This is a genomic window from Pseudoalteromonas sp. A3, from assembly GCF_025942345.1.
Classification (GTDB): Bacteria; Pseudomonadota; Gammaproteobacteria; order Enterobacterales; family Alteromonadaceae; genus Pseudoalteromonas; species Pseudoalteromonas atlantica.
Genome location: NZ_JAPCKL010000004.1, coordinates 126,215 through 145,343, shown reverse-complemented (window position 1 = coordinate 145,343; position 19,129 = coordinate 126,215). Strand labels below are relative to the sequence as shown.

Genomic DNA, 19,129 nt, shown 5'->3' with positions numbered 1-19,129 from the left:
AGTTTTTTGTGAAAAAATTATTTAAATCAACAGCAGTAGCCGTGTTAGCAACATTGATGATGGGCACCTCTGCAAGTGCATTTGCCCACAAAGTAGGCATTGTTGATATGCAAGAGATCTACAAGCAAATTCCTCAAATGGCTAAAATTGAGCAGTCTTTACAAACTGAGTTTGCTGAGCGTCGTCAAGAGCTTGAAAAACTACAAGGCGACATTCGCTTTGAAGCAGAAAAATTTAAGCGTGAAAGCACTACAATGAGCCAAGCTCAAAAAGATGCACTACGTGATAAAATTCAAGGCATGCAACAAAACCTTGCTGAAAAAGGTCGTCCTTTAGAGCAAGAAATCAAAGCACGTCAAAACCAAGAGCTTGCTAAAGTTCAGGGTTTAATTATTAAAACAATTGAAGAAATTGCTAAAGATGGCGACTTCGATGAAGTTAAAGTTAAAGACACTACTATTTACTTTAACCCTAAAGAAGTAACTGATCTTTCAAGCAAAGTTGTATCAGCAGTTAGTAAGAAATAATCACTCTATGCAAAATTATACGCTTTCGCACATTGCGGAACTTCTAGGCGCCGAACTTCAAGGTGATGGCGCTTTAGAAATTACAAAAATAGCTACACTTGCAAATGCCCGTTCTGGGCATATTGCATTTTTAGCGAACTCAAAATATCGTACGCAGCTTGAAACCACACAAGCCAGTGCTGTTATTCTTAGCGAAGCCGATGCACCGTATTTTAGTGGCGCAAAAATCATTGTTGGAAATCCGTATGTGAGCTACGCAAAGCTTGCACAATTTATGGATACAACCCCGCAAGCGGCGCAGCAAGGTATTCACGCTAGTGCGACTATTCACCCAAGTGCAACGGTAAGTGCAAGTGCTGCCATTGGCGCAAATGTAGTTATAGAAGCCGGTGCAGTGATTGGTGATAACGCACAAATTGGTCCGAACAGTTTCATCGGTGAACGTGTTAAAATAGGTTCTGGCACAAAGCTTTGGCCGAGTGTGACTATTTATCACGATGTTGAAATTGGCGCTGATTGTTTATTTCAAGCAAACAGTGTGGTTGGCAGTGACGGATTTGGCTATGCAAACGAGCGCGGGCAGTGGGTTAAAATTCCTCAGCTAGGCTCTGTGATTATCGGCGACAAGGTTGAAGTGGGCGCAAGCACAACAATTGACCGTGGCGCACTCGATAACACGATTATTCATAGTAATGTGATCATCGATAACCAATGTCAAATAGCACACAACGTTGAAGTTAACTCGGGTACTGCAATTGCAGGCTGTACTGTACTAGCAGGTAGTGTAACCATTGGTAAAAACTGCCAAATAGGTGGCATGACCGCAATTAATGGTCACATGTCAGTATGTGATGGTGTTATAATTACCGGCATGAGTATGGTGACTAAATCGATCACCGAGCCGGGTATTTACTCATCTGGTATGCCCCATACAACTAATAAAGAATGGCGTAAATCAATTGCCCACTTGCGTAATCTTTCAGACATGAAATCACGTCTCAAAGCGCTTGAAGCATTGGCTAAGTCATAACGTTGAACACTAATAAGGATGCTATTTTGGCAAACGAATTAAATAGCCTTGATATTCAAGAAATTTTAAGTTTATTACCACACCGCTACCCGATGCTTTTAATTGATCGTGTAATTGACTTTACGCCTGGCGAGTCACTGCATGCGATTAAAAATGTATCGGTTAACGAGCCTATTTTTACTGGCCACTTTCCAAATCAGCCAATTTTCCCTGGTGTGCTAATATTAGAAGCCATGGCGCAAGCCACCGGTTTATTAGGATTTAAAACAGTAGAAAACCGTAGCGATAACGAGCTTTACTTGTTTGCTGCAGTCGATAACGCACGTTTTAAACAGCCAGTTATACCGGGCGATACACTGCATTTGCATGTAGAGTTTTTAAAAGAGCGTCGCAATATATGGAAATTTGCCGCTGAAGCAAGAGTCGACGGCAAGGTTGTATGTAGTGCCGAAATTATGTGTGCGAGAAGAGAGTTTTAATAGTGATCCATTCTACAGCAATAATCGAACCTGGCGCTAAACTAGGCAACAATGTCTCAGTTGGTCCATATAGCTATATTGGCAATGATGTTGTGATCGGTGATGACTGTATTATTGAGTCTCACGTTGTTATTAAAGGGCCATCTACTATTGGCTCTGGCAATCATATTTTTCAATTTGCGTCAGTAGGCGAAGCCTGCCAAGACAAAAAATACAACAACGAACCAACCACTCTTATTATGGGCGATAACAACGTTATACGTGAGTGTGCAACCATTCACCGTGGTACTATTCAAGACCAAGGTGTTACTAAAATTGGTAGCAATAACTTATTTATGGCGTATACCCACGTTGCTCACGATGCCGTAATTGGTAATAACGTTATATTTGCTAATAACGCAAGCGTTGCAGGCCACGTGCATGTAGGCGATTGGGTTATTTTAGGTGGTAACTCAGGTGTGCATCAATTTTGTAAAATTGGTGATCACGCATTTATTGGCATGTACTCAGGTGTTAATAAAGACGTACCGCCATTTGTAACCACCATTGGTATGCCAGCAGGCCCTGCTGCGACCAATAAAGAAGGTATGAAGCGTCGTGGCTTTGAAAGCGACGAAATTATGGCCGTACGCCGTGCTTATAAAGCGTTTTATCGTAAGAGCTTAAGTGTGGACGAAGCAATTGCCTCACTAAGTGAAGATGCCGCTAAGTATCCTGCAGTACAAACCATGATTGATTTTGTGAAAAGCTCTGAGCGCGGTATCGTAAGATAAGCGCTTTATGCTTTTAAAAAAACCACCTAAGAGTAATCGCCGGTGGTTTTTTATTGCCTATAAAATATTTTAATTCAGTACACACTCAGCCACGTAAGGTTAACCTTTGCGCGAATTTTTATAATTAAAGCGCATCTATGTCTTTTACTAAGTTAATTTTTACCCTCAGTTTTTTATCAATTTTAGCTGCGTGTAGCAGCCAACCTCTAGTTACCTCTGCTAATGGCGAGCGTGCTCAGTTAGGTAAAGCCTCTTATTACGCTAATAAATACCATGGTCGCACAACAGCAAACGGCGAAACATTTAGCCAAAATGCATCCACTGCTGCGCATTTAGAATTACCCTTTGGTACAAAAGTGAAGGTTACAAACTTGGCAAATAACAAATCGGTGATCGTGAGAATAAACGATAGAGGCCCGTACGTTAAAGGGCGGGTTATTGATTTATCGTTAGGTATGTTTAAAAAAATTGCCGACCCTAAAGTCGGCGTTATAGATGTATCAATCAGCGTATTAAATGATTAACTTGGTTTCTGGATAATATATCTATCTCAAGCAGCTATTTTTAGCGCTAACTGCGTTTAATTTTCTTGCAATAGGCTAGCTATTGACGCGTAAATTCGCCTTGTTTCCACTTAAAATTTCTAGCTAGAGAAAAACAGAATTAAGTTTCATTAATATTCGGTTGGTTAGTAAATCTCTTAACCAGAGTTCAAGTTAAAACCGAGTAGTTAAGGCAACATAATCGGTATATGTTTCGCTAAGCTCTTTATGAGTGCCTTGCGCTACAAGGCTGCCATTTTCTAGCCAAATAATATTATCCATTTGCGCTAAAAGAGCTGGGTCGTGGGTAATGGTAAGTACGCTTGCGTTACTCATTACCTGCATAATAGCGTTCATTACCGTTTGCTTAGATTGGTTATCAAGCCCTTCTGTAGGCTCATCAAGGACTAAAATGGCAGGGTTTTGTAATAAAGCTTGCGCAATGGCTATGCGCCTTGATTGGCCTTGAGAAACACTTCTCCCACCTGTGCCTAAACGGGTTTTTAAACCATCTTGTAGCTCATTAAACCAAGGTTTTAGCTGTGCAAGGTTAATGGCTTCAAGCATTTCTTCTTTTGTGGCGCTTGGCTTTGCATAGCGTAAGTTTTCACTTAATGTGCCATCAAAAATATGATGCTGCTGCGCGAGTATATTAATAATGCTTGCGCGGGTGTTGCTGCTTAGTGCGTGGAGTTCTTCTGCGTTATTTTCATCGCTTAGCCTAATACTGCCTTGCTGCACAGGCCATAACCCGGTGAGTAAATTAACCAAGGTGCTTTTACCACTGCCGCTTCTGCCTACAATCGCTACTTTTTGCTGTGCTTTAAGGGTAAAGCTGATATTAGCTAAAGCACTGTGCTCCTGGTATTTATAGCCAATGTTATTAAGCGCCAAAGTTGTATTGTTTTTATCAAACTGCATCTCAACTAACTCAGCGCTATTAGCTTCTTGCGCTGTGACTTTATCTTCCAGTGTAAATAGTCGCTCAGCGGCTTTGAGTACAGTGGGCAGCTCTATAAATGCATTAGGCAACAGTAATACAGTTTCAAAGCTTGCTAATACAAATAGGCTTAACATAGCAAGCTCTACATTTACCATTGCGCCGCTGTAAACCAGAGGCACAATAGTAACTATGGCGCCAAGCATAGCTAGCTGCACAACCAGCAAACTTAAACCGTCGCTATTTGCGAGTGCTTTATGGCGACTATAAAGTTGTTGGTTATATTGCTCGTTTAGTTCATTACATTTTGAAATTTGCCCAGCACGTGCCTGATAAATACTCAGCTCTCTAAGGCCGGTTAGGGTGTCAGAAAGTTCTGCTCTAAGTTGTGCACTGAGCTGTGTTTCTTTATGGCTATTTTTATTTAATTTAGCACTTAACAGCGCAGGTAAAACAACACCAATTAATAAAATGCCAGTAAAACAAATAAGCGCAACATTGGCGTTATAAGCCGCCATAAACACCATAATTATGGGCACACTCAACAGCGCTACCAGCATAGGTAGTAATATGTTTAAGTAAAACTTATCAAGCGCATCCACATCATTTTGTAAGCGGTTAACTAAATCGGCGCTGCGGCTCATTGCTAAATCTACATTGTTTAGCTTACTTAGCGTGGCAAACATATTAACGCGTATTTCACTAAGTAATAAAAACGTCGCGTTATGTGTTACTAAGCGCTCACCATAGCGTGATGCAGTTCGTACAATCGCTAAAAATCGAATGGTTCCTGCAGGTGTAAAGTAATTCATTTGTACGCCTGCGATACCCGCTGCCGCCATTGAGGCTAAAAACCACCCCGATATAGCTAATAAGCCCACGTTTGCAAGTACCGTTAGCGTTGCTAAAAAAGTACCCAGTAGCATGGCTTTATAATGCGGGCGGCAAAGCTTTAATAGCCTAATAAAATTAGTCATTGTTTGCTCCTTGTGCTTGTAAATTAAGGAGTGATTTAAATGCGCCTTGTTGTTGCTCAAGTTGGCTGTAAGTACCTTGCTGTGCTATTTCGCCATTTTGCATAACAAGGATATTGCTTGCGTTTTTGACTGTATTTAGCCGGTGGGCAATGACCAACACTAAGTGGTTTTTAGCGTAATTATTTATAGCCTGCTGAATAAGCTGCTCGGTTTGGCTATCAAGGTGGGCTGTCGGTTCGTCAAGCACTAAAATAGGCGCTTGTTTTAAAAACGCCCGTGCAAGGGCTATACGCTGCTTTTGACCGCCAGAGAGCCCTTCACCTTGCTCACCTATCAGGGTGTCGAACCCATTCTCTAACGTGTTTATAAAATCTAAGGCGCCCGCTTGGTGTGCGGCTTGCTCAAGCTCTAGTTGCGTAGCGGCTGGCTTGGCTATTTTTATGTTATCGCTAATGCTTTGATAAAAAAGCGTTGGGGTTTGTGGGATCCACGCAATTGCGTTTTGTAATGTGCTAATGCTTGTAGCATCAAGTGATTTATTATTAATGCTTATTTGTTCAATCACCTGCGGATGAAACCCTAATAAACAATCAAATAAAGTACTTTTACCTGAGCCACTAGCACCTACTACTGCCACTAGCCCTTTAGCGGGTAGCGTAAGGTTTATATTTTTTATGCCTTCGTTACTGTTTGGGTAGGTAAAGTTTAAGTTGTTTATGTTTATTGAGCTTATATGCTCCTCAAACTTTGTTTCATGTTGCTGTGATTGCTCAGGAAGTGGGGCATTTAAAATAGTGACCATATCGGCCGCAGCGCTTATACCTTGCAAACGGGCATGGTAGTGGCTGCCTAATTGGCGCAGTGGTAAGTAAAATTCTGGGGCAAGTAGTAAAACAACAAAGCCGGTTGCAAAATCAAGCGTGCCAAAAAACAGTCTAAAACCAATGATTACCGCTACCAGTGCCACACTAATTGTGGCTAAAAATTCCAGCGCAAATGATGATAAAAAGGCAATTTTTAAAACACCGAGTGTAGCGTGCCTAAAGTCATCAGAAATTTTTGCTATTTGTTTAAGCTCTTTTTGCGTTGCGTTAAATAATTTAAGTTGTGTTAAACCTTGTACGCGGTCAAAAAAGTAATTACCTAGTACGGCCAGTTGCTGCCATCTTTTTTGATTTAACGCCTCGGCCTTTGAGCCCACCAAAATCATAAAAAACGGAATAAGCGGAGCGGTTAATAAAAATATTAAGCCTGCTTTATAGTCGGTTGGAAAAATAACCACCAATATTGCCAGCGGAATAAGCGCGCTATAAGCAACGCCTGGCAAGTATTTAGCGTAGTAGTCGTGCAGTGCTTCAACGCCATCGTGCACGGTGTTGAGCGTGGCTCCTTGGCCGTGTTGTTCAATATAACTTGGGCCAAGTTGCGTTAATTTGGTTAATAAGGTTTGGCGCATAGCCGACTTTATTTTAAGTGCCGCATAAGCACTGAGCCTTTCACTGATAGCTAAAAACAGGGCTCTGAGTAAAATAATACCCGCAAGTGGCCAAAGAAAGTGGGTTACTTGACTAAGGCTTGCGCCTTCAAACATTACGTTATGAATAGTTTGTGCCAGTAAATAGGCGCCTGCAATCATTAAAATAGCGTTAAATGTGCCCAGTGCAATACTTAACTTTAACCATGCACCCGCAGGCTTACTTTGCCGTTTTAAAAAAGCGCGCAGAGATTGCTGCTGCGCGCGATTTGGTCGGGGATTAGTCGTCATCTTTTGTGTTGTTAGCTTCGTTTAGTAAATCGTGCATCGGTTGTTCATCATCAGCTATGCTGTTTTTATTTTGATGAAACTCGTACCACATTACATTTATAACACCTAAGGTACAGGCTAAAAGTACACCTAAAATCCAAGCGAAATACCACATAATTTAGTCTCCTTAGTAGCTACCGTGCGTGTTGTTTTCAATTTCGTCTACCGTTACTCTGCGCCACATTTTTACGTAACACCAGGTGGTGTAGGCCAAAATTAACGGAATAAATATAACAACAGCAACAAACATAATATTAAGCGTTCTGTGGCTCGACACCGCATCCCAAATAGTTAAGCTAATATCTGGGTTATTAACAGATGGCATAATAAATGGGAACAGCGACACACCCGCCGTCATAATAACGCCAATTAACATAATGCTGGTTGAAATAAGCCCTAGCGCTGGCTTGTTTAGTTTAGAGAACAGTAAAGCACTGAGTGCCATAACAAAGCCTAAAATAGGGAAGGTCATTGTCCATGGGCGCTCGCTGTAATTATTAAGCCACGCACCTTGCGCTGTGCTTACAACTTTTGCCAACGGATCTGCGTGGCTTTGCGTATCAGGCATAGAAACAATTTGGTAGCCATTTATGTTTGCTACCCAAAAACCCGCAGCCGCAAACAGTACAATAAATACCACTAATGCGTAGCGGCCATATTGCGCTGAGCGTTCTGCAACGGCATCTGCTGTGCGCAGTTGTAGCCACATGCCTGCATGGGCAATTAACATAGTGATACTAATTAAACCTGCCAGTAGGCCAAATGGGTTGAGTAAGCCAAAAAACGAGCCTTGGTAACTTACACGCAGTAAGTTATCAATGTTAAATGGTACACCTAAAAATAAGTTACCAAATGCCACACCAAATACTAAAGCCGGAATGGCGCTGCCTGCAAATAAGCCCCAATCCCAGTTATTACGCCAGCGTTTAGAGTCTATTTTTGAGCGGTAATCAAAACCTAAAGGCCTAAAAAATAACGCAAACAATACCAGCATCATGGCAAAGTAAAAGCCCGAAAATGCAGCGGCATACACCATAGGCCACGCTGCAAATAAAGCGCCGCCTGCGGTAATAAACCATACTTGGTTACCGTCCCAGTGGGCGCCAATGGTGTTAATTACCGTGCGGCGCTCTGAATCTGTTTTACCAACTAGGCGAAGCAGCATCGCTACGCCCATATCCATGCCATCGGTAATTGCAAAGCCTATTAGCAGTACGCCAATGAGCAACCACCACAGCATTTTTAATGTTTCATAATCAAAAATCATAATTGCTCTCCTGCGTCTTTATCTGCTTTGTTTGGTAACTCAAAGTGATACTTACCTGTATGTAACGAGCTTGGGCCTTGTTTAATAAAGCGCACCATTAACCAACCTTCTACAATAGCAAGGCCAGTGTAAAAAATAATAAACCCAGTTAAGCTAATTAAAATATCGTTTACCGTCAGTGACGAGGTCGCTAAAAAGGTCGGTAATATTTCTGATATAGCCCAAGGCTGGCGACCATATTCAGCAACGATCCAACCAAATTCTATTGCAATCCATGGTAGCGGAATACTTAATACTGCAGCCCACAGTAGCCAACGTTTTTGCTCAATAATACGGTGTGCGTTGTAATAAAATGCCAATACAAACACGGCCAGCATAGCTACACCACAGGCCACCATTATCCTAAATGACCAAAACATAGGCCCCACTTTAGGGAACGAGTCTTTAACTGCCATTTGAATGTGCTCTTCTGTGGCATCTACCACATTGGGGGTATAGCGTTTTAGCAGCAAGCCATAACCTAAATCGGCTTTAAGAGAATCAAATTTAGCTATGTTTTCTTCGCTGTCATCGCCATTTCTTAGCTTTTGGAGGTATTCGTACGCTATCATGCCGTTACGAATGCGTACCTCGTGTTTTTTCTCTAAATCAGAAATACCAATAACTTGCTCATCTAAAGAGCGGGTAGCAATAATACCCAGTGCGTAAGGTATTTTTACTGCTGCATGCGTTACCTGCTCATCTGAGTCAGGAAAACCAAGCGCGGTAAACGCAGCGGGTGCTTCTTCGGTATGCCACTCAGCTTCTATGGTGGCAAGTTTTACTTTTTGAACTTCGCCTACTTCGTAGCCTGATTCGTCACCTAATAAAATGACACACAATATGGATGCTAAACCAAAGCCCGATGCCACCGAGAACGAGCGCTTAGCAAAGGCTAAATCACGGCCTTTTAATATGTACCAGCTACTAATGCCCAGTACAAACATAGAAGCGGCTACGTAACCTGCCGATACCGTATGAATAAACTTAACCTGCGCCACAGGGTTAAATACAAGCTCTGCAAAGCTGATCATTTCCATACGCATAGTTTGATAGTTAAATTCTGCCCCTACCGGATTTTGCATCCAACCATTAGCAATCAAAATCCACAGCGCCGACATATTAGTACCTAGCGCCATTAAAAATGTAGCGCCCAAATGTTGGCGCTTAGTTAACCTATCCCAGCCTAAAAAGAACATACCCACAAAGGTCGACTCTAAAAAGAACGCCATTAAGCCTTCAATAGCGAGCGGGGCGCCAAATACATCGCCTACGTAATGCGAGTAATAAGACCAGTTAGTACCAAACTCAAACTCCATGGTCAGGCCCGTTGCCACCCCAATGGCAAAGTTAATACCAAACAATTTTCCCCAAAATTTAGTCATATCACGATAAATTTCGCGACCGGTCATAACATAAACTGATTCCATAATAACTAAAATCCAGGTCATACCTATGGTTAAAGGTACGAATAAGAAATGGAAGAGTGCGGTAACAGCAAACTGCAATCGCGATAGATCCACAAAGGTTTCATCTATCATTTTTGGCTCCTTGAGGGTGACGGGTTAACAAGGCAATTAATAATTGGCAAAGTTGAAGTTAATGAGCTTTCAGTAATTACTGAAAGTTTGGAATATTATTTACGTTTGCACAATTTTTGTCAATAAACATATTAGAAAAAGTTAATATATATTCACCATGCTACATCAGTATGAAATACAAACAATCGTTTGGTACTAAATTAGTTACAAATAATCGTTAATTTAAAGCGTTTAACCAAACATTAAAACACGGTAAACTAACCGCTATGAACGCCTGATAAATAAAGTCGAATGAATAAAGAGAAAAAACAACTACGTATTGGTATTGTGGCAGGTGAGCTGTCGGGCGATATTTTAGGCGAAGGCTTAATTAAAGCACTCAAAACGCACTTTCCAGATGCCATTTTTGAAGGCATTGCAGGGCCAAAAATGCAGGCGCAAGGCTGTAAAACGCTTTACGACATGGACGAGCTCTCGGTAATGGGACTGGTTGAAGTATTAGGGCGTTTGCCGCGTTTACTTAAAATACGTAAGCAGCTGGTACAGCACTTTAAAGATAACCCACCCGATGTATTTATCGGTATTGATGCGCCCGATTTTAACCTACGCGTAGAAAAGCCTTTAAAAGATGCCGGTATTAAAACCATTCAATACGTAAGCCCCTCGGTTTGGGCATGGCGCGAAAAACGCATTCATACCATTAGTGCTGCCACAAATTTAGTGCTTGCTTTGCTGCCGTTTGAAAAAGAATTTTACGATAAGCACCAAGTACCGTGTACATTTGTAGGGCACACCTTAGCTGACGATATAGCGCTTGAGCACGACGATAGCCAAGCCCGCCAAGAACTTGGCCTAAATACCGACGACAAAGTACTGGCTTTACTGCCAGGTAGCCGTGGCTCAGAAGTAGGCTTGCTCAGCGAAACCTATATAAATACAGCTGCGCAGTTACAAGCGCAAAACCCAGACCTTAAAATAGTGGTGCCGTTGGTTAACGAAAAACGCAAAGCGCAATTTAGTGAAATTTTAAATGCCACTGCACCAAATTTAAATGTAAACCTACTCGATGGTCAGTCAAAACTAGCCATGCAAGCAGCCGATGCCATTTTAATGGCATCAGGCACAGCAACGCTTGAAGGCATGCTGTATAAAAAGCCTATGGTGGTGGGTTATAAAATTAAGCCAATGAGCTATTGGATTTTTAAAACCTTGTTTACCTTTAACATTAAATATTTTTCACTGCCAAACTTATTAGCCGATGAAGAGCTAGTGCCGGAGTTTTTACAAAGTGAATGTAACGTGGCTAATTTAACGGGCGCACTTACGCCTATGCTAAATACCGATAATAAAGAACTAAAAGCACGCTTTTTAGCCATCCACGAAAAAATTAGATTAAATGCCAGCAAACAAGCAGCCAAGGCTGTGGCGGAGTTAATAAATGCAAATTGAACGACCCAACGTAACCTTAATTGCCGGTGTAGATGAAGTAGGGCGTGGCCCGCTTGTCGGCGATGTTGTTACCGCTGCGGTAATACTTGACCCAGCGAATCCTATTGCAGGTTTAGCTGACTCTAAAAAGCTAACCGACAAAAAGCGCCAAGCACTGGCTATAGAAATAAAACAAAAAGCGCTGTGTTATGCCATTGGTCGTTGTAGCCCAACAGAAATTGACGAATTAAACATTTTGCATGCAACTATGCTTGCAATGACGCGTGCAGTTGAGGGGTTAAGTACGCAACCAGAGTTTGTATTTGTAGATGGTAACCGCTTACCTAAATTAGCTATGCCGGCTCAAGCAGTTGTTAAAGGCGACAGTTTAGTGGCTGAAATTTCAGCAGCCTCTATTTTAGCCAAAGTAGCGCGTGATGATGAAATGCTTGAGCTTGATACACGCTACCCGCAATACGGGTTTGCAGGGCACAAAGGGTATCCAACTAAAGCACATTTTGCAGCGCTTGAGCAATACGGCGCTATTGAAGAGCACCGTAAAAGTTTTAAGCCGGTACAACGTGTGCTAATGCAAGCAAAGGGCGAGGCATAAATAATGGCTGCTCCAGATTTTGTACATTTACGGGTTCACTCAGACTTTTCGATGGTCGATGGCTTAGCTAAAACCAAGCCTATTGTTGCTAAAGCGCAAGAGCTTGAAATGCCCGCGCTGGCAATTACCGATCAAATGAACTTTTGTGGTTTAGTGCGTTTTTATGGCGCAACTCACAGTGCCGGTATTAAACCCATAGTGGGAGCCGATTTTTGGTTGCGCAGCCCAGAGTTTCCAGATGAGCCAAGCCGTATTACGTTGCTAGCTAAAAACAACGACGGTTATAAAAATATTACCTTATTAATATCTGAAGCTTACCAACGCGGGCATATATTTCATCGCCCAGTGATTGACCGAGAATGGCTAGTTAAGCACAAAGAAGGGCTTATTATTCTCTCAGGCGCAAAAGATGGTGACTTAGGTAAAGCCTTATTAAAAAATAACCCAGGCGTTATTGAATCTGTAGTGAGCTTTTATAAGCAGCATTTTAGCGATCATTACTATTTAGAGCTTATTCGCACCGACCGTCCGCTTGAAGAAGACTACCTGCATATGGCGGTAGAGCTTGCAGCAAAAGAGCAGCTGCCCGTTGTTGCCACAAACGAAGTGGTTTTTTTAAAGCCCGAAAATTTTGAAGCGCACGAAATTCGTGTGGCTATTTTTGACGGTTACACCCTTGATGATAAACGCCGGCCTAAACGATTCTCACAAGAGCAATACCTAAAAACGCCTGAGCAAATGGCCGAGCTATTTAGCGATATTCCTGAAGCGCTGCAAAATACGGTAGAAATAGCCAAACGCTGTAACGTAACGGTGCAACTAGGCACTTACTTTTTGCCTGATTACCCAACAGGCTCGTTAAAAATTGAAGACTTTTTAGTTAAAGTTTCAGAAGACGGCCTTGAAGAGCGACTACAGTTTTTATTCCCCGATGAACAAGAGCGACAAGAAAAACGAGGCGAATACGACGAGCGCTTAAAAGTAGAGCTTGGCGTAATTAACCAAATGGGTTTTCCAGGCTACTTCTTAATCGTAATGGAGTTTATTCAGTGGAGTAAAGATAACAATATTCCAGTGGGGCCAGGGCGTGGTTCGGGTGCGGGTTCATTAGTGGCATATGCCCTAAAAATTACCGACCTTGATCCGCTTGAATTTGACCTACTCTTTGAGCGATTCTTAAACCCTGAACGTGTATCAATGCCCGATTTCGATGTCGATTTTTGTATGGACAGGCGTGATGAGGTAATTGACCATGTATCGGCATTGTATGGGCGGGACGCGGTATCACAAATTATTACCTTTGGTACCATGGCTGCAAAAGCGGTAATACGCGATGTAGGCCGTGTACTTGGCCACCCTTATGGGTTTGTCGATCGAATTTCTAAGCTGATCCCAGGGGATCCCGGGATGACGCTTGCCAAAGCCTTTGAGGTAGAGCCGCGTTTACAAGAAGCCTACGATGGCGACTCAGAGGTAAAAGATTTAATCGATATGTGTCGCATCCTCGAAGGGTGTACACGTAATGCCGGTAAACACGCCGGTGGTGTTGTAATATCGCCGACGACCATTACCGACTTTGCTGCACTTTATTGCGATGACGAAGGTAAGTTTCCGGTAACACAGTTTGATAAAAACGATGTAGAAACCGCAGGCCTAGTTAAGTTCGATTTCTTGGGCTTACGTACCTTGACGATTTTGCAGTGGGCTGTGGATATGACCAACGAGCGCATGAAGCGCGAAGGCAAAGCGCCCGTTGATATAAATACCATTCCACTGGATGATAAAAAAAGTATAGAGCTATTACTTCGCGCCGAAACAACCGCGGTATTCCAGCTAGAATCGCGCGGCATGAAAGACCTCGTACGTCGATTAAAGCCCGATTGCTTTGAAGATATGATTGCATTGGTAGCCTTGTTCCGCCCAGGCCCACTGCAATCAGGCATGGTAGATAACTTCATCGACCGTAAGCTTGGGCGAGAAGAAATTTCATACCCAGATGCCCAATACCAACACGAAAGCTTAAAGCCCATACTTGAGCCTACTTACGGCATTATTTTGTACCAAGAACAAGTAATGCAAATTGCCCAAGTACTAGCAGGCTATACGCTTGGTGGCGCCGACATGCTACGTCGTGCAATGGGTAAGAAAAAACCCGAAGAAATGGCCAAACAGCGTTCAACCTTTGAAGAAGGCGCACGCAATAATGGTATAGACGGCGAACTGGCGATTAAAATTTTCGACCTGGTAGAAAAATTCGCAGGTTATGGTTTTAATAAATCTCACTCGGCAGCGTATGCACTGGTTTCGTACCAAACGCTGTGGATGAAAACGCACCATCCGGCAGAGTTTATGGCTGCGGTAATGTCGGCCGATATGGATAACACCGACAAAATAGTAATCTTGGTGGATGAATGTGAAAACATGAAGCTCACCTTATTACCGCCTGATGTAAATGCCGGAGAATTTAAATTTACGGTAAACCTGCAAGGTGAAATTGTTTACGGTATTGGTGCTATTAAAGGTGTAGGTGAAGCGCCGGTAGAGGCTATTTTAGAAGCGCGCGCAAAAGGCGGCCCATTTAAAGATTTATTTGATTTTTGTGCCCGTGTAGATTTAAAACGCTTAAATAAACGTGTGACCGAAAAATTAATTTACGCCGGTGCACTTGATCAACTCGGGCCAGAGAAAACCCAAGCAGGGCGTGCAACATTACTGGCAAGTTTAAAAGATGCCATGCGCGCTGCCGATCAGCACAACAAAGCTGAGCAACTTGGGCAAAGCGATTTATTTGGCTTACTGGCCACTGAGCCTGATGAAGTTGAGCAAGCCTTTATTAAAGCCACACCGCTTACCGATAACCAATGGCTTGATGGCGAAAAAGACACGCTAGGCCTTTATTTAACAGGGCATCCGATAAATCAGTATCGTCGTGAACTTAGACATTACACCAGCGGCAAGCTGGTGGATTTACAGCCAACAAATCGTGATGTACTCTCTACGGCGGCGGGTTTAGTTATTTCAGCGCGGACCTTAATTAATAAAAAAGGAAATCGTTGGGGCTTAATAACTTTAGATGACAAGAGCGCCCGTATTGATGTACGCTTGTTTCCTGAACAGTTCGAAATGTACCAAGAAATGCTTCAAGTAAACAATATCTTGGTAATATCTGGACAGGTCAGCTTTGATAACTTCTCCGGTGGCATTACAATGACCGCCAGAGAAATAAACACCATTGCTCAAGCGCGTGAAAAACGCATTAAAGCGATTAAAATGACGCTGAACATGGTGCAAATCGAGGCAGGTTTCTTCGATAAATTACAAAAAGTACTCGAACCTTATAAAATGGGAACGTGTCCGATCAAGGTTTATTACCAGCGCCCCGATGCGTTGGCTCAATTAACCCTAGGGATCGAATGGTGTGTTACGCCGAGCGACGACTTAATTCATAAGTTATCACTCATGGCGGCACAAGATGTAGAACTAGAATTTAACTGATTAGGTAGTTTAGAGCATGAGCCTCAATTATCTTGATTTTGAGCTTCCGATTGCAGAATTAGAAGCAAAAATTGAAGAATTACAAAGCATAAGCCGCGCTGGCGAATTAGACCTTGAGTTAGAAGAGGAAGTCAGCAAATTAAAAGAAAAAAGCGCTAAGCAAAAAGAGGAAATATTCTCAAATTTAGGCGCTTGGCAAGTATCGCAGTTAGCGCGTCATCCGTTGCGTCCTTACACTCGAGATTATATCGAGCGCATTTTCACGGAATTTGACGAGTTTGCAGGCGATCGTACTTTTGCTAACGATCCGGCTATTTTAGGCGGTGTTGCACGTTTAGATGGCGAACCAGTAATGGTGATTGGTCAGCAAAAAGGGCGCGATACAGCTGAAAAAATTAAACGTAACTTTGGTATGCCAAAACCAGAAGGCTACCGCAAAGCGCTACGTTTAATGGAAATGGCCGAGCGTTTTAAAATGCCAATCATGACCTTTATCGACACCCCAGGGGCATACCCAGGTGTGGGCGCTGAAGAGCGCGGTCAGTCTGAGGCAATTGCACGTAACCTAAAAGTAATGGCGGCACTTAAAGTACCCACAATTTGTACGGTTATTGGCGAAGGCGGCTCTGGTGGTGCATTAGCCATTGGTGTTGGCGACAGAGTTAACATGTTGCAATACAGCACGTACTCAGTAATTTCGCCAGAAGGCTGTGCTTCAATTTTATGGAAAAGCGCCGATAAAGCACCACTTGCCGCAGAGGCAATGGGTGTAACTGCAGAGCGTGTTAAAGAGCTCGATTTAATTAATAACTTAGTTGAAGAGCCTTTAGGCGGCGCACACCGCAATTACGATGCAATGGCACGTAACTTAAAAACACGTTTAAAACGTGACCTTGCTGACTTACAAGCGCTATCGCTTGAAGACATGCTAGATCAACGCTACAAACGTTTAATGTCGTTTGGTTACTGCTAATTAGCTAACCAACACATTTATTGTTAAAAAAGGCCGCTTATGCGGCTTTTTTGTTTTAAAATACTGCAAACATTAAATTTATAGCGTATCCATGCAAGCATCACCTATTTATCAGCACGTTAAACACGCCCTTGAGCACTTTTTTAAGCACCAGCAGTATAACTTTACGGTGGCGCTTTCGGGTGGCGTGGATTCGGTGGTATTGCTTCATGTAATGCACTTATTAAAACAAGCGCAACCAAAGCTAAACGTAAACGCGATTTATGTTAATCATGGTTTAAGCCAATACGCGAATGACTGGCAGCGCTTTTGCCAAAACTTGTGCGCTGAGCTAAATGTACCGTTTAATGCCGCGCAGGTAACAATAAACCCGCAAACACGAACAAGCCTTGAAGCGCAGGCACGTGAGGCGCGTTACAAAGCACTTGATGAACTAAGCCCCGCGGGCAGTGTTATTTTGCTGGGTCAGCATTTAAACGATCAAATAGAAACGTTTTTACTGCGGTTAAAGCGCGGATCTGGCTTAAAAGGGTTAGGCGCAATGCAAAAAATGCGTGAACTACAAAGCGGGCGAATATGCTACAGACCGCTTTTAAACATAACGCGCAGTGATATAGAGCACTTTGCCACAGAGTTTAATATTACGCACATAACTGATGACTCAAATACCGATGAGCGTTTCGATCGTAACTTTTTACGTGCGCGTGTAGTGCCTTTACTTGCAAAGCGTTTTAAAGGTTTTGAACACTGTGCTGGGCGCAGCATTGAGTTACTACAGCAACAACAAGCGCTACTTGATGAGTACACTGAGCTTGATTTAAAACAAAGCGTAAACGTCCATCAAGCACTGAGCGTTAGCCAACTAACCACCTACAGCGACGTGCGCATAACCAATGTGGTTCGTGCATGGCTTAGCTTATTTACCCAAGTAATGCCCTCTCAAAAGCAGCTTTTGCAAATAATTAACCAAGCCATAAATGCGCAGGCTGATGCGCAAATGCAGGTTGATTTAAGCGAGGGGCAAATACGACGCCATCAAGGGCGTTTGTATTTTGTTACACCACACACGCTGTTAACCGATGAAGCGCTAACGAGCAATGAGCTTGCGCTTAATGATGGGCGTGTATTAATAAAGCAACAAGGTAAAGGCCTACGTGCCCCTTTACCAAGCGAGCAAGTCACCGTGCGCTTTAATTGTAATAGTGCGCGTATAAAGCCGTTAAAAAAGCCAGGCAGCAATACGCTTAAACACTGGTTTAAAGATGCAAAAGTAGCCCCGTGGTTAAGGGAGCGCGTGCCTTTAATATTTTATAACGACGAGCTTGTGCAAGTTGTTGGTTATTTTGTAAGTGAAAAACACCAAGACGAAAACGGCATTTTTTGGGAGTGTAAATAAATGAAAGATCAGCCACATGTAGGCTTATCGCTAGTTAGCAAAGCGCCAATGGGTATGTTAATAACAGCGTTAGTAGCTGTTATAGCCAATGTATTACTAGAGCTTAATATTATTACATTAGGTTATGCCGTTGTGGGCGGGGTGATATCGGCGGTATTACTGCTTGCCTACTGGTTAGGTAAAGGCGGGTTATTTTTTATTTTAGGGGTAAGTTTACCATTGGTTTTAGTGTTATTTACCCCGCTTGCAATCATAACAGCATTGCTTAATTTAGTGAGCGGCTTCTTTTTTGGCTTTTGTGCAGCCTTGTTTGTTTATAAATTACTGGCTAATAAATAATTAATTTATAATAAAAAAGCTTAGCGGGGGAGGCTAAGCTTTTATAAATAATAGAGTTATACAAATACTAATATGCTTTTGCACAGTTGCGCCCAGAGGCTTTTGCCTTATATAAGCCTTTATCGGCTCTAGCAAATATTTCTGTTTCGCAATCTTGGCTATTGGCTAGGGTAAAGCCAATGCTGGTGGTTACTTTATATTTAGACATTAAACTTGAGTTTCTGACTAAGTGCATAATGCGCTCAGCAACCACTTTGTTTGTTGTAAACTCGGGGTCTTCAATAATCAGCGAAAACTCATCGCCACCAAATCTAAATACAGAGTCGGTGCCGCGTATACTGCTACAAAGTACCTGCGAAAACTCTTTTAAAACATCGTCACCTACTTTATGACCATAGTTGTCGTTTACTTGCTTAAAGTTATCTAAATCAAGCAGCATTAAACTAAAAGGACGCTGGTAACGGCGGCAATTTTCGAGCTTTTGCGATAACATGTCATTAAATTGGCTACGGTTATTTAACCCGGTAAGCGCATCTTTTGTGGCAAGTTTTAACACTCGGCTGTACATCATTGCGTTACGCAGTGGGTACACAAGGGCGCTGTGCAGGGCACGTAATTTGTTTTCAATCGCTTTACTAATAGGGTATTGGCTAAAGTAAATTAGCTGTCCTAAGTGCTCGCGACCAATAGCTAAATCGTAAGAGTACGGGCTAGTGTTCGTGTTGCTATCTGAGGTTTGTGCAGTGCCGAGCGTTGATTGAAACTGCAGCCCTGAAAAGTTAAGTAGCTGTTTGGCAAATTTTGCATAAATAGCCAATATATCTTCTATTACTAGGCTTGTTTGTAGCTCGGTAACTAAATCGTGCGTTGCCGCTGTTTCGTTTGTGTGTGTTTGCTCTGCCGAAAACGGCAAAAAATCGCCGCGCCCAGACACGCGTTGTGTCAAAATATGGACATTTTCCATTA

Annotated in this window: 17 protein-coding genes; 11 read left to right on the top strand and 6 right to left on the bottom strand. The window is 42.5% G+C overall.

Annotation, left to right across the window (positions count from 1 at the left end; translation table 11 throughout):
- Positions 1 to 8: 8 nt before the first annotated feature.
- The 5 genes from OIZ54_RS09515 (at position 9) to OIZ54_RS09495 (ending at position 3,333) form a co-directional block, all read left to right on the top strand.
- Positions 9 to 527: an OmpH family outer membrane protein gene (locus tag OIZ54_RS09515; RefSeq protein ID WP_004586927.1), complete on the top strand. Its 519-nt coding sequence runs from the start codon at positions 9 to 11 to the stop codon at positions 525 to 527.
- Positions 528 to 534: 7 nt separating this feature from the next.
- Positions 535 to 1,557 carry a UDP-3-O-(3-hydroxymyristoyl)glucosamine N-acyltransferase gene (gene lpxD / locus OIZ54_RS09510; protein ID WP_064386080.1) on the top strand — a complete coding sequence of 341 codons (1,023 nt, stop codon included), beginning with the start codon at positions 535 to 537 and terminating at the stop codon, positions 1,555 to 1,557.
- 26 nt (positions 1,558 to 1,583) lie between these two features.
- The gene (gene fabZ / locus OIZ54_RS09505) at positions 1,584 to 2,036 is read left to right on the top strand and encodes a 3-hydroxyacyl-ACP dehydratase FabZ (protein WP_055253107.1); all 453 of its coding nucleotides are present in this window, start codon (positions 1,584 to 1,586) and stop codon (positions 2,034 to 2,036) included.
- A gap of 2 nt (positions 2,037 to 2,038) precedes the next feature.
- The gene (gene lpxA / locus OIZ54_RS09500) at positions 2,039 to 2,809 is read left to right on the top strand and encodes an acyl-ACP--UDP-N-acetylglucosamine O-acyltransferase (protein ID WP_029773689.1); all 771 of its coding nucleotides are present in this window, start codon (positions 2,039 to 2,041) and stop codon (positions 2,807 to 2,809) included.
- Positions 2,810 to 2,946: 137 nt separating this feature from the next.
- Positions 2,947 to 3,333 carry a septal ring lytic transglycosylase RlpA family protein gene (locus OIZ54_RS09495; protein WP_096041412.1) on the top strand — a complete coding sequence of 129 codons (387 nt, stop codon included), beginning with the start codon at positions 2,947 to 2,949 and terminating at the stop codon, positions 3,331 to 3,333.
- A 192-nt stretch (positions 3,334 to 3,525) separates the two neighbouring features.
- On the opposite strand, the gene cydC is transcribed toward OIZ54_RS09495, so the two are convergent.
- From cydC to OIZ54_RS09470, 5 genes are read right to left on the bottom strand one after another with little or no spacing between them, the layout of a single operon-like run.
- Positions 3,526 to 5,268: a thiol reductant ABC exporter subunit CydC gene (gene cydC / locus OIZ54_RS09490; protein ID WP_096041413.1), complete on the bottom strand. Its 1,743-nt coding sequence runs from the start codon at positions 5,266 to 5,268 to the stop codon at positions 3,526 to 3,528.
- Positions 5,261 to 7,033, bottom strand: a complete 1,773-nt coding sequence (gene cydD / locus OIZ54_RS09485) for a thiol reductant ABC exporter subunit CydD (RefSeq protein WP_096041414.1) — start codon at positions 7,031 to 7,033, stop codon at positions 5,261 to 5,263. Before cydD ends, cydC begins: the two co-directional genes overlap by 8 nt.
- Positions 7,023 to 7,187: a cytochrome bd-I oxidase subunit CydX gene (cydX, locus tag OIZ54_RS09480; protein WP_004586934.1), complete on the bottom strand. Its 165-nt coding sequence runs from the start codon at positions 7,185 to 7,187 to the stop codon at positions 7,023 to 7,025. Before cydX ends, cydD begins: the two co-directional genes overlap by 11 nt.
- A gap of 12 nt (positions 7,188 to 7,199) precedes the next feature.
- The gene (cydB, locus tag OIZ54_RS09475) at positions 7,200 to 8,339 is read right to left on the bottom strand and encodes a cytochrome d ubiquinol oxidase subunit II (protein ID WP_024033821.1); all 1,140 of its coding nucleotides are present in this window, start codon (positions 8,337 to 8,339) and stop codon (positions 7,200 to 7,202) included.
- Complete coding sequence (locus OIZ54_RS09470; protein WP_096041415.1) at positions 8,336 to 9,919, bottom strand: cytochrome ubiquinol oxidase subunit I; 1,584 nt, start codon at positions 9,917 to 9,919, stop codon at positions 8,336 to 8,338. Before OIZ54_RS09470 ends, cydB begins: the two co-directional genes overlap by 4 nt.
- A 291-nt stretch (positions 9,920 to 10,210) precedes the next feature.
- Here OIZ54_RS09470 and lpxB point away from each other — a divergent pair, with 291 nt between their 5' ends.
- From lpxB to OIZ54_RS09440, 6 genes are all read left to right on the top strand, one after another.
- A complete protein-coding gene (lpxB, locus tag OIZ54_RS09465; RefSeq protein ID WP_096041416.1) occupies positions 10,211 to 11,368 on the top strand; it encodes a lipid-A-disaccharide synthase in 1,158 nt (385 codons plus the stop codon).
- Positions 11,358 to 11,960 carry a ribonuclease HII gene (gene rnhB / locus OIZ54_RS09460; RefSeq protein ID WP_096041417.1) on the top strand — a complete coding sequence of 201 codons (603 nt, stop codon included), beginning with the start codon at positions 11,358 to 11,360 and terminating at the stop codon, positions 11,958 to 11,960. The genes lpxB and rnhB overlap by 11 nt, the downstream gene beginning before the upstream one ends.
- Before the next feature lie 3 nt (positions 11,961 to 11,963).
- Positions 11,964 to 15,455 carry a DNA polymerase III subunit alpha gene (gene dnaE, locus OIZ54_RS09455; protein ID WP_054983466.1) on the top strand — a complete coding sequence of 1,164 codons (3,492 nt, stop codon included), beginning with the start codon at positions 11,964 to 11,966 and terminating at the stop codon, positions 15,453 to 15,455.
- A 16-nt stretch (positions 15,456 to 15,471) separates the two neighbouring features.
- Complete coding sequence (gene accA / locus OIZ54_RS09450) at positions 15,472 to 16,428, top strand: acetyl-CoA carboxylase carboxyl transferase subunit alpha (RefSeq protein WP_004586940.1); 957 nt, start codon at positions 15,472 to 15,474, stop codon at positions 16,426 to 16,428.
- Between the two features lie 91 nt (positions 16,429 to 16,519).
- On the top strand, positions 16,520 to 17,824 hold the full coding sequence (gene tilS, locus OIZ54_RS09445) for a tRNA lysidine(34) synthetase TilS (protein WP_264390258.1): 1,305 nt from the start codon (positions 16,520 to 16,522) through the stop codon (positions 17,822 to 17,824).
- Positions 17,825 to 18,163, top strand: coding sequence for a hypothetical protein (locus OIZ54_RS09440; protein ID WP_264390257.1), 339 nt, complete (start codon positions 17,825 to 17,827; stop codon positions 18,161 to 18,163).
- Positions 18,164 to 18,230: 67 nt separating this feature from the next.
- Here OIZ54_RS09440 and OIZ54_RS09435 read toward each other — a convergent pair whose 3' ends face one another.
- Entirely contained in the window at positions 18,231 to 19,127 is an 897-nt protein-coding gene (locus tag OIZ54_RS09435) for a GGDEF domain-containing protein (protein WP_264390256.1), read from the bottom strand.
- Positions 19,128 to 19,129: the final 2 nt, after the last annotated feature.

Coding starts and splice junctions, on each gene's coding strand:
- cydB (WP_024033821.1), bottom strand. CDS start 8,339: ATGATTTTTGATTATGAAACATTAAAAATGCTGTGGTGGTTGCTCATT.
- OIZ54_RS09495 (WP_096041412.1), top strand. CDS start 2,947: ATGTCTTTTACTAAGTTAATTTTTACCCTCAGTTTTTTATCAATTTTA.
- OIZ54_RS09435 (WP_264390256.1), bottom strand. CDS start 19,127: ATGGAAAATGTCCATATTTTGACACAACGCGTGTCTGGGCGCGGCGAT.
- rnhB (WP_096041417.1), top strand. CDS start 11,358: ATGCAAATTGAACGACCCAACGTAACCTTAATTGCCGGTGTAGATGAA.
- OIZ54_RS09440 (WP_264390257.1), top strand. CDS start 17,825: ATGAAAGATCAGCCACATGTAGGCTTATCGCTAGTTAGCAAAGCGCCA.
- dnaE (WP_054983466.1), top strand. CDS start 11,964: ATGGCTGCTCCAGATTTTGTACATTTACGGGTTCACTCAGACTTTTCG.
- lpxD (WP_064386080.1), top strand. CDS start 535: ATGCAAAATTATACGCTTTCGCACATTGCGGAACTTCTAGGCGCCGAA.
- tilS (WP_264390258.1), top strand. CDS start 16,520: ATGCAAGCATCACCTATTTATCAGCACGTTAAACACGCCCTTGAGCAC.
- cydD (WP_096041414.1), bottom strand. CDS start 7,033: ATGACGACTAATCCCCGACCAAATCGCGCGCAGCAGCAATCTCTGCGC.
- cydC (WP_096041413.1), bottom strand. CDS start 5,268: ATGACTAATTTTATTAGGCTATTAAAGCTTTGCCGCCCGCATTATAAA.
- cydX (WP_004586934.1), bottom strand. CDS start 7,187: ATGTGGTATTTCGCTTGGATTTTAGGTGTACTTTTAGCCTGTACCTTA.
- accA (WP_004586940.1), top strand. CDS start 15,472: ATGAGCCTCAATTATCTTGATTTTGAGCTTCCGATTGCAGAATTAGAA.
- lpxB (WP_096041416.1), top strand. CDS start 10,211: ATGAATAAAGAGAAAAAACAACTACGTATTGGTATTGTGGCAGGTGAG.
- OIZ54_RS09470 (WP_096041415.1), bottom strand. CDS start 9,919: ATGATAGATGAAACCTTTGTGGATCTATCGCGATTGCAGTTTGCTGTT.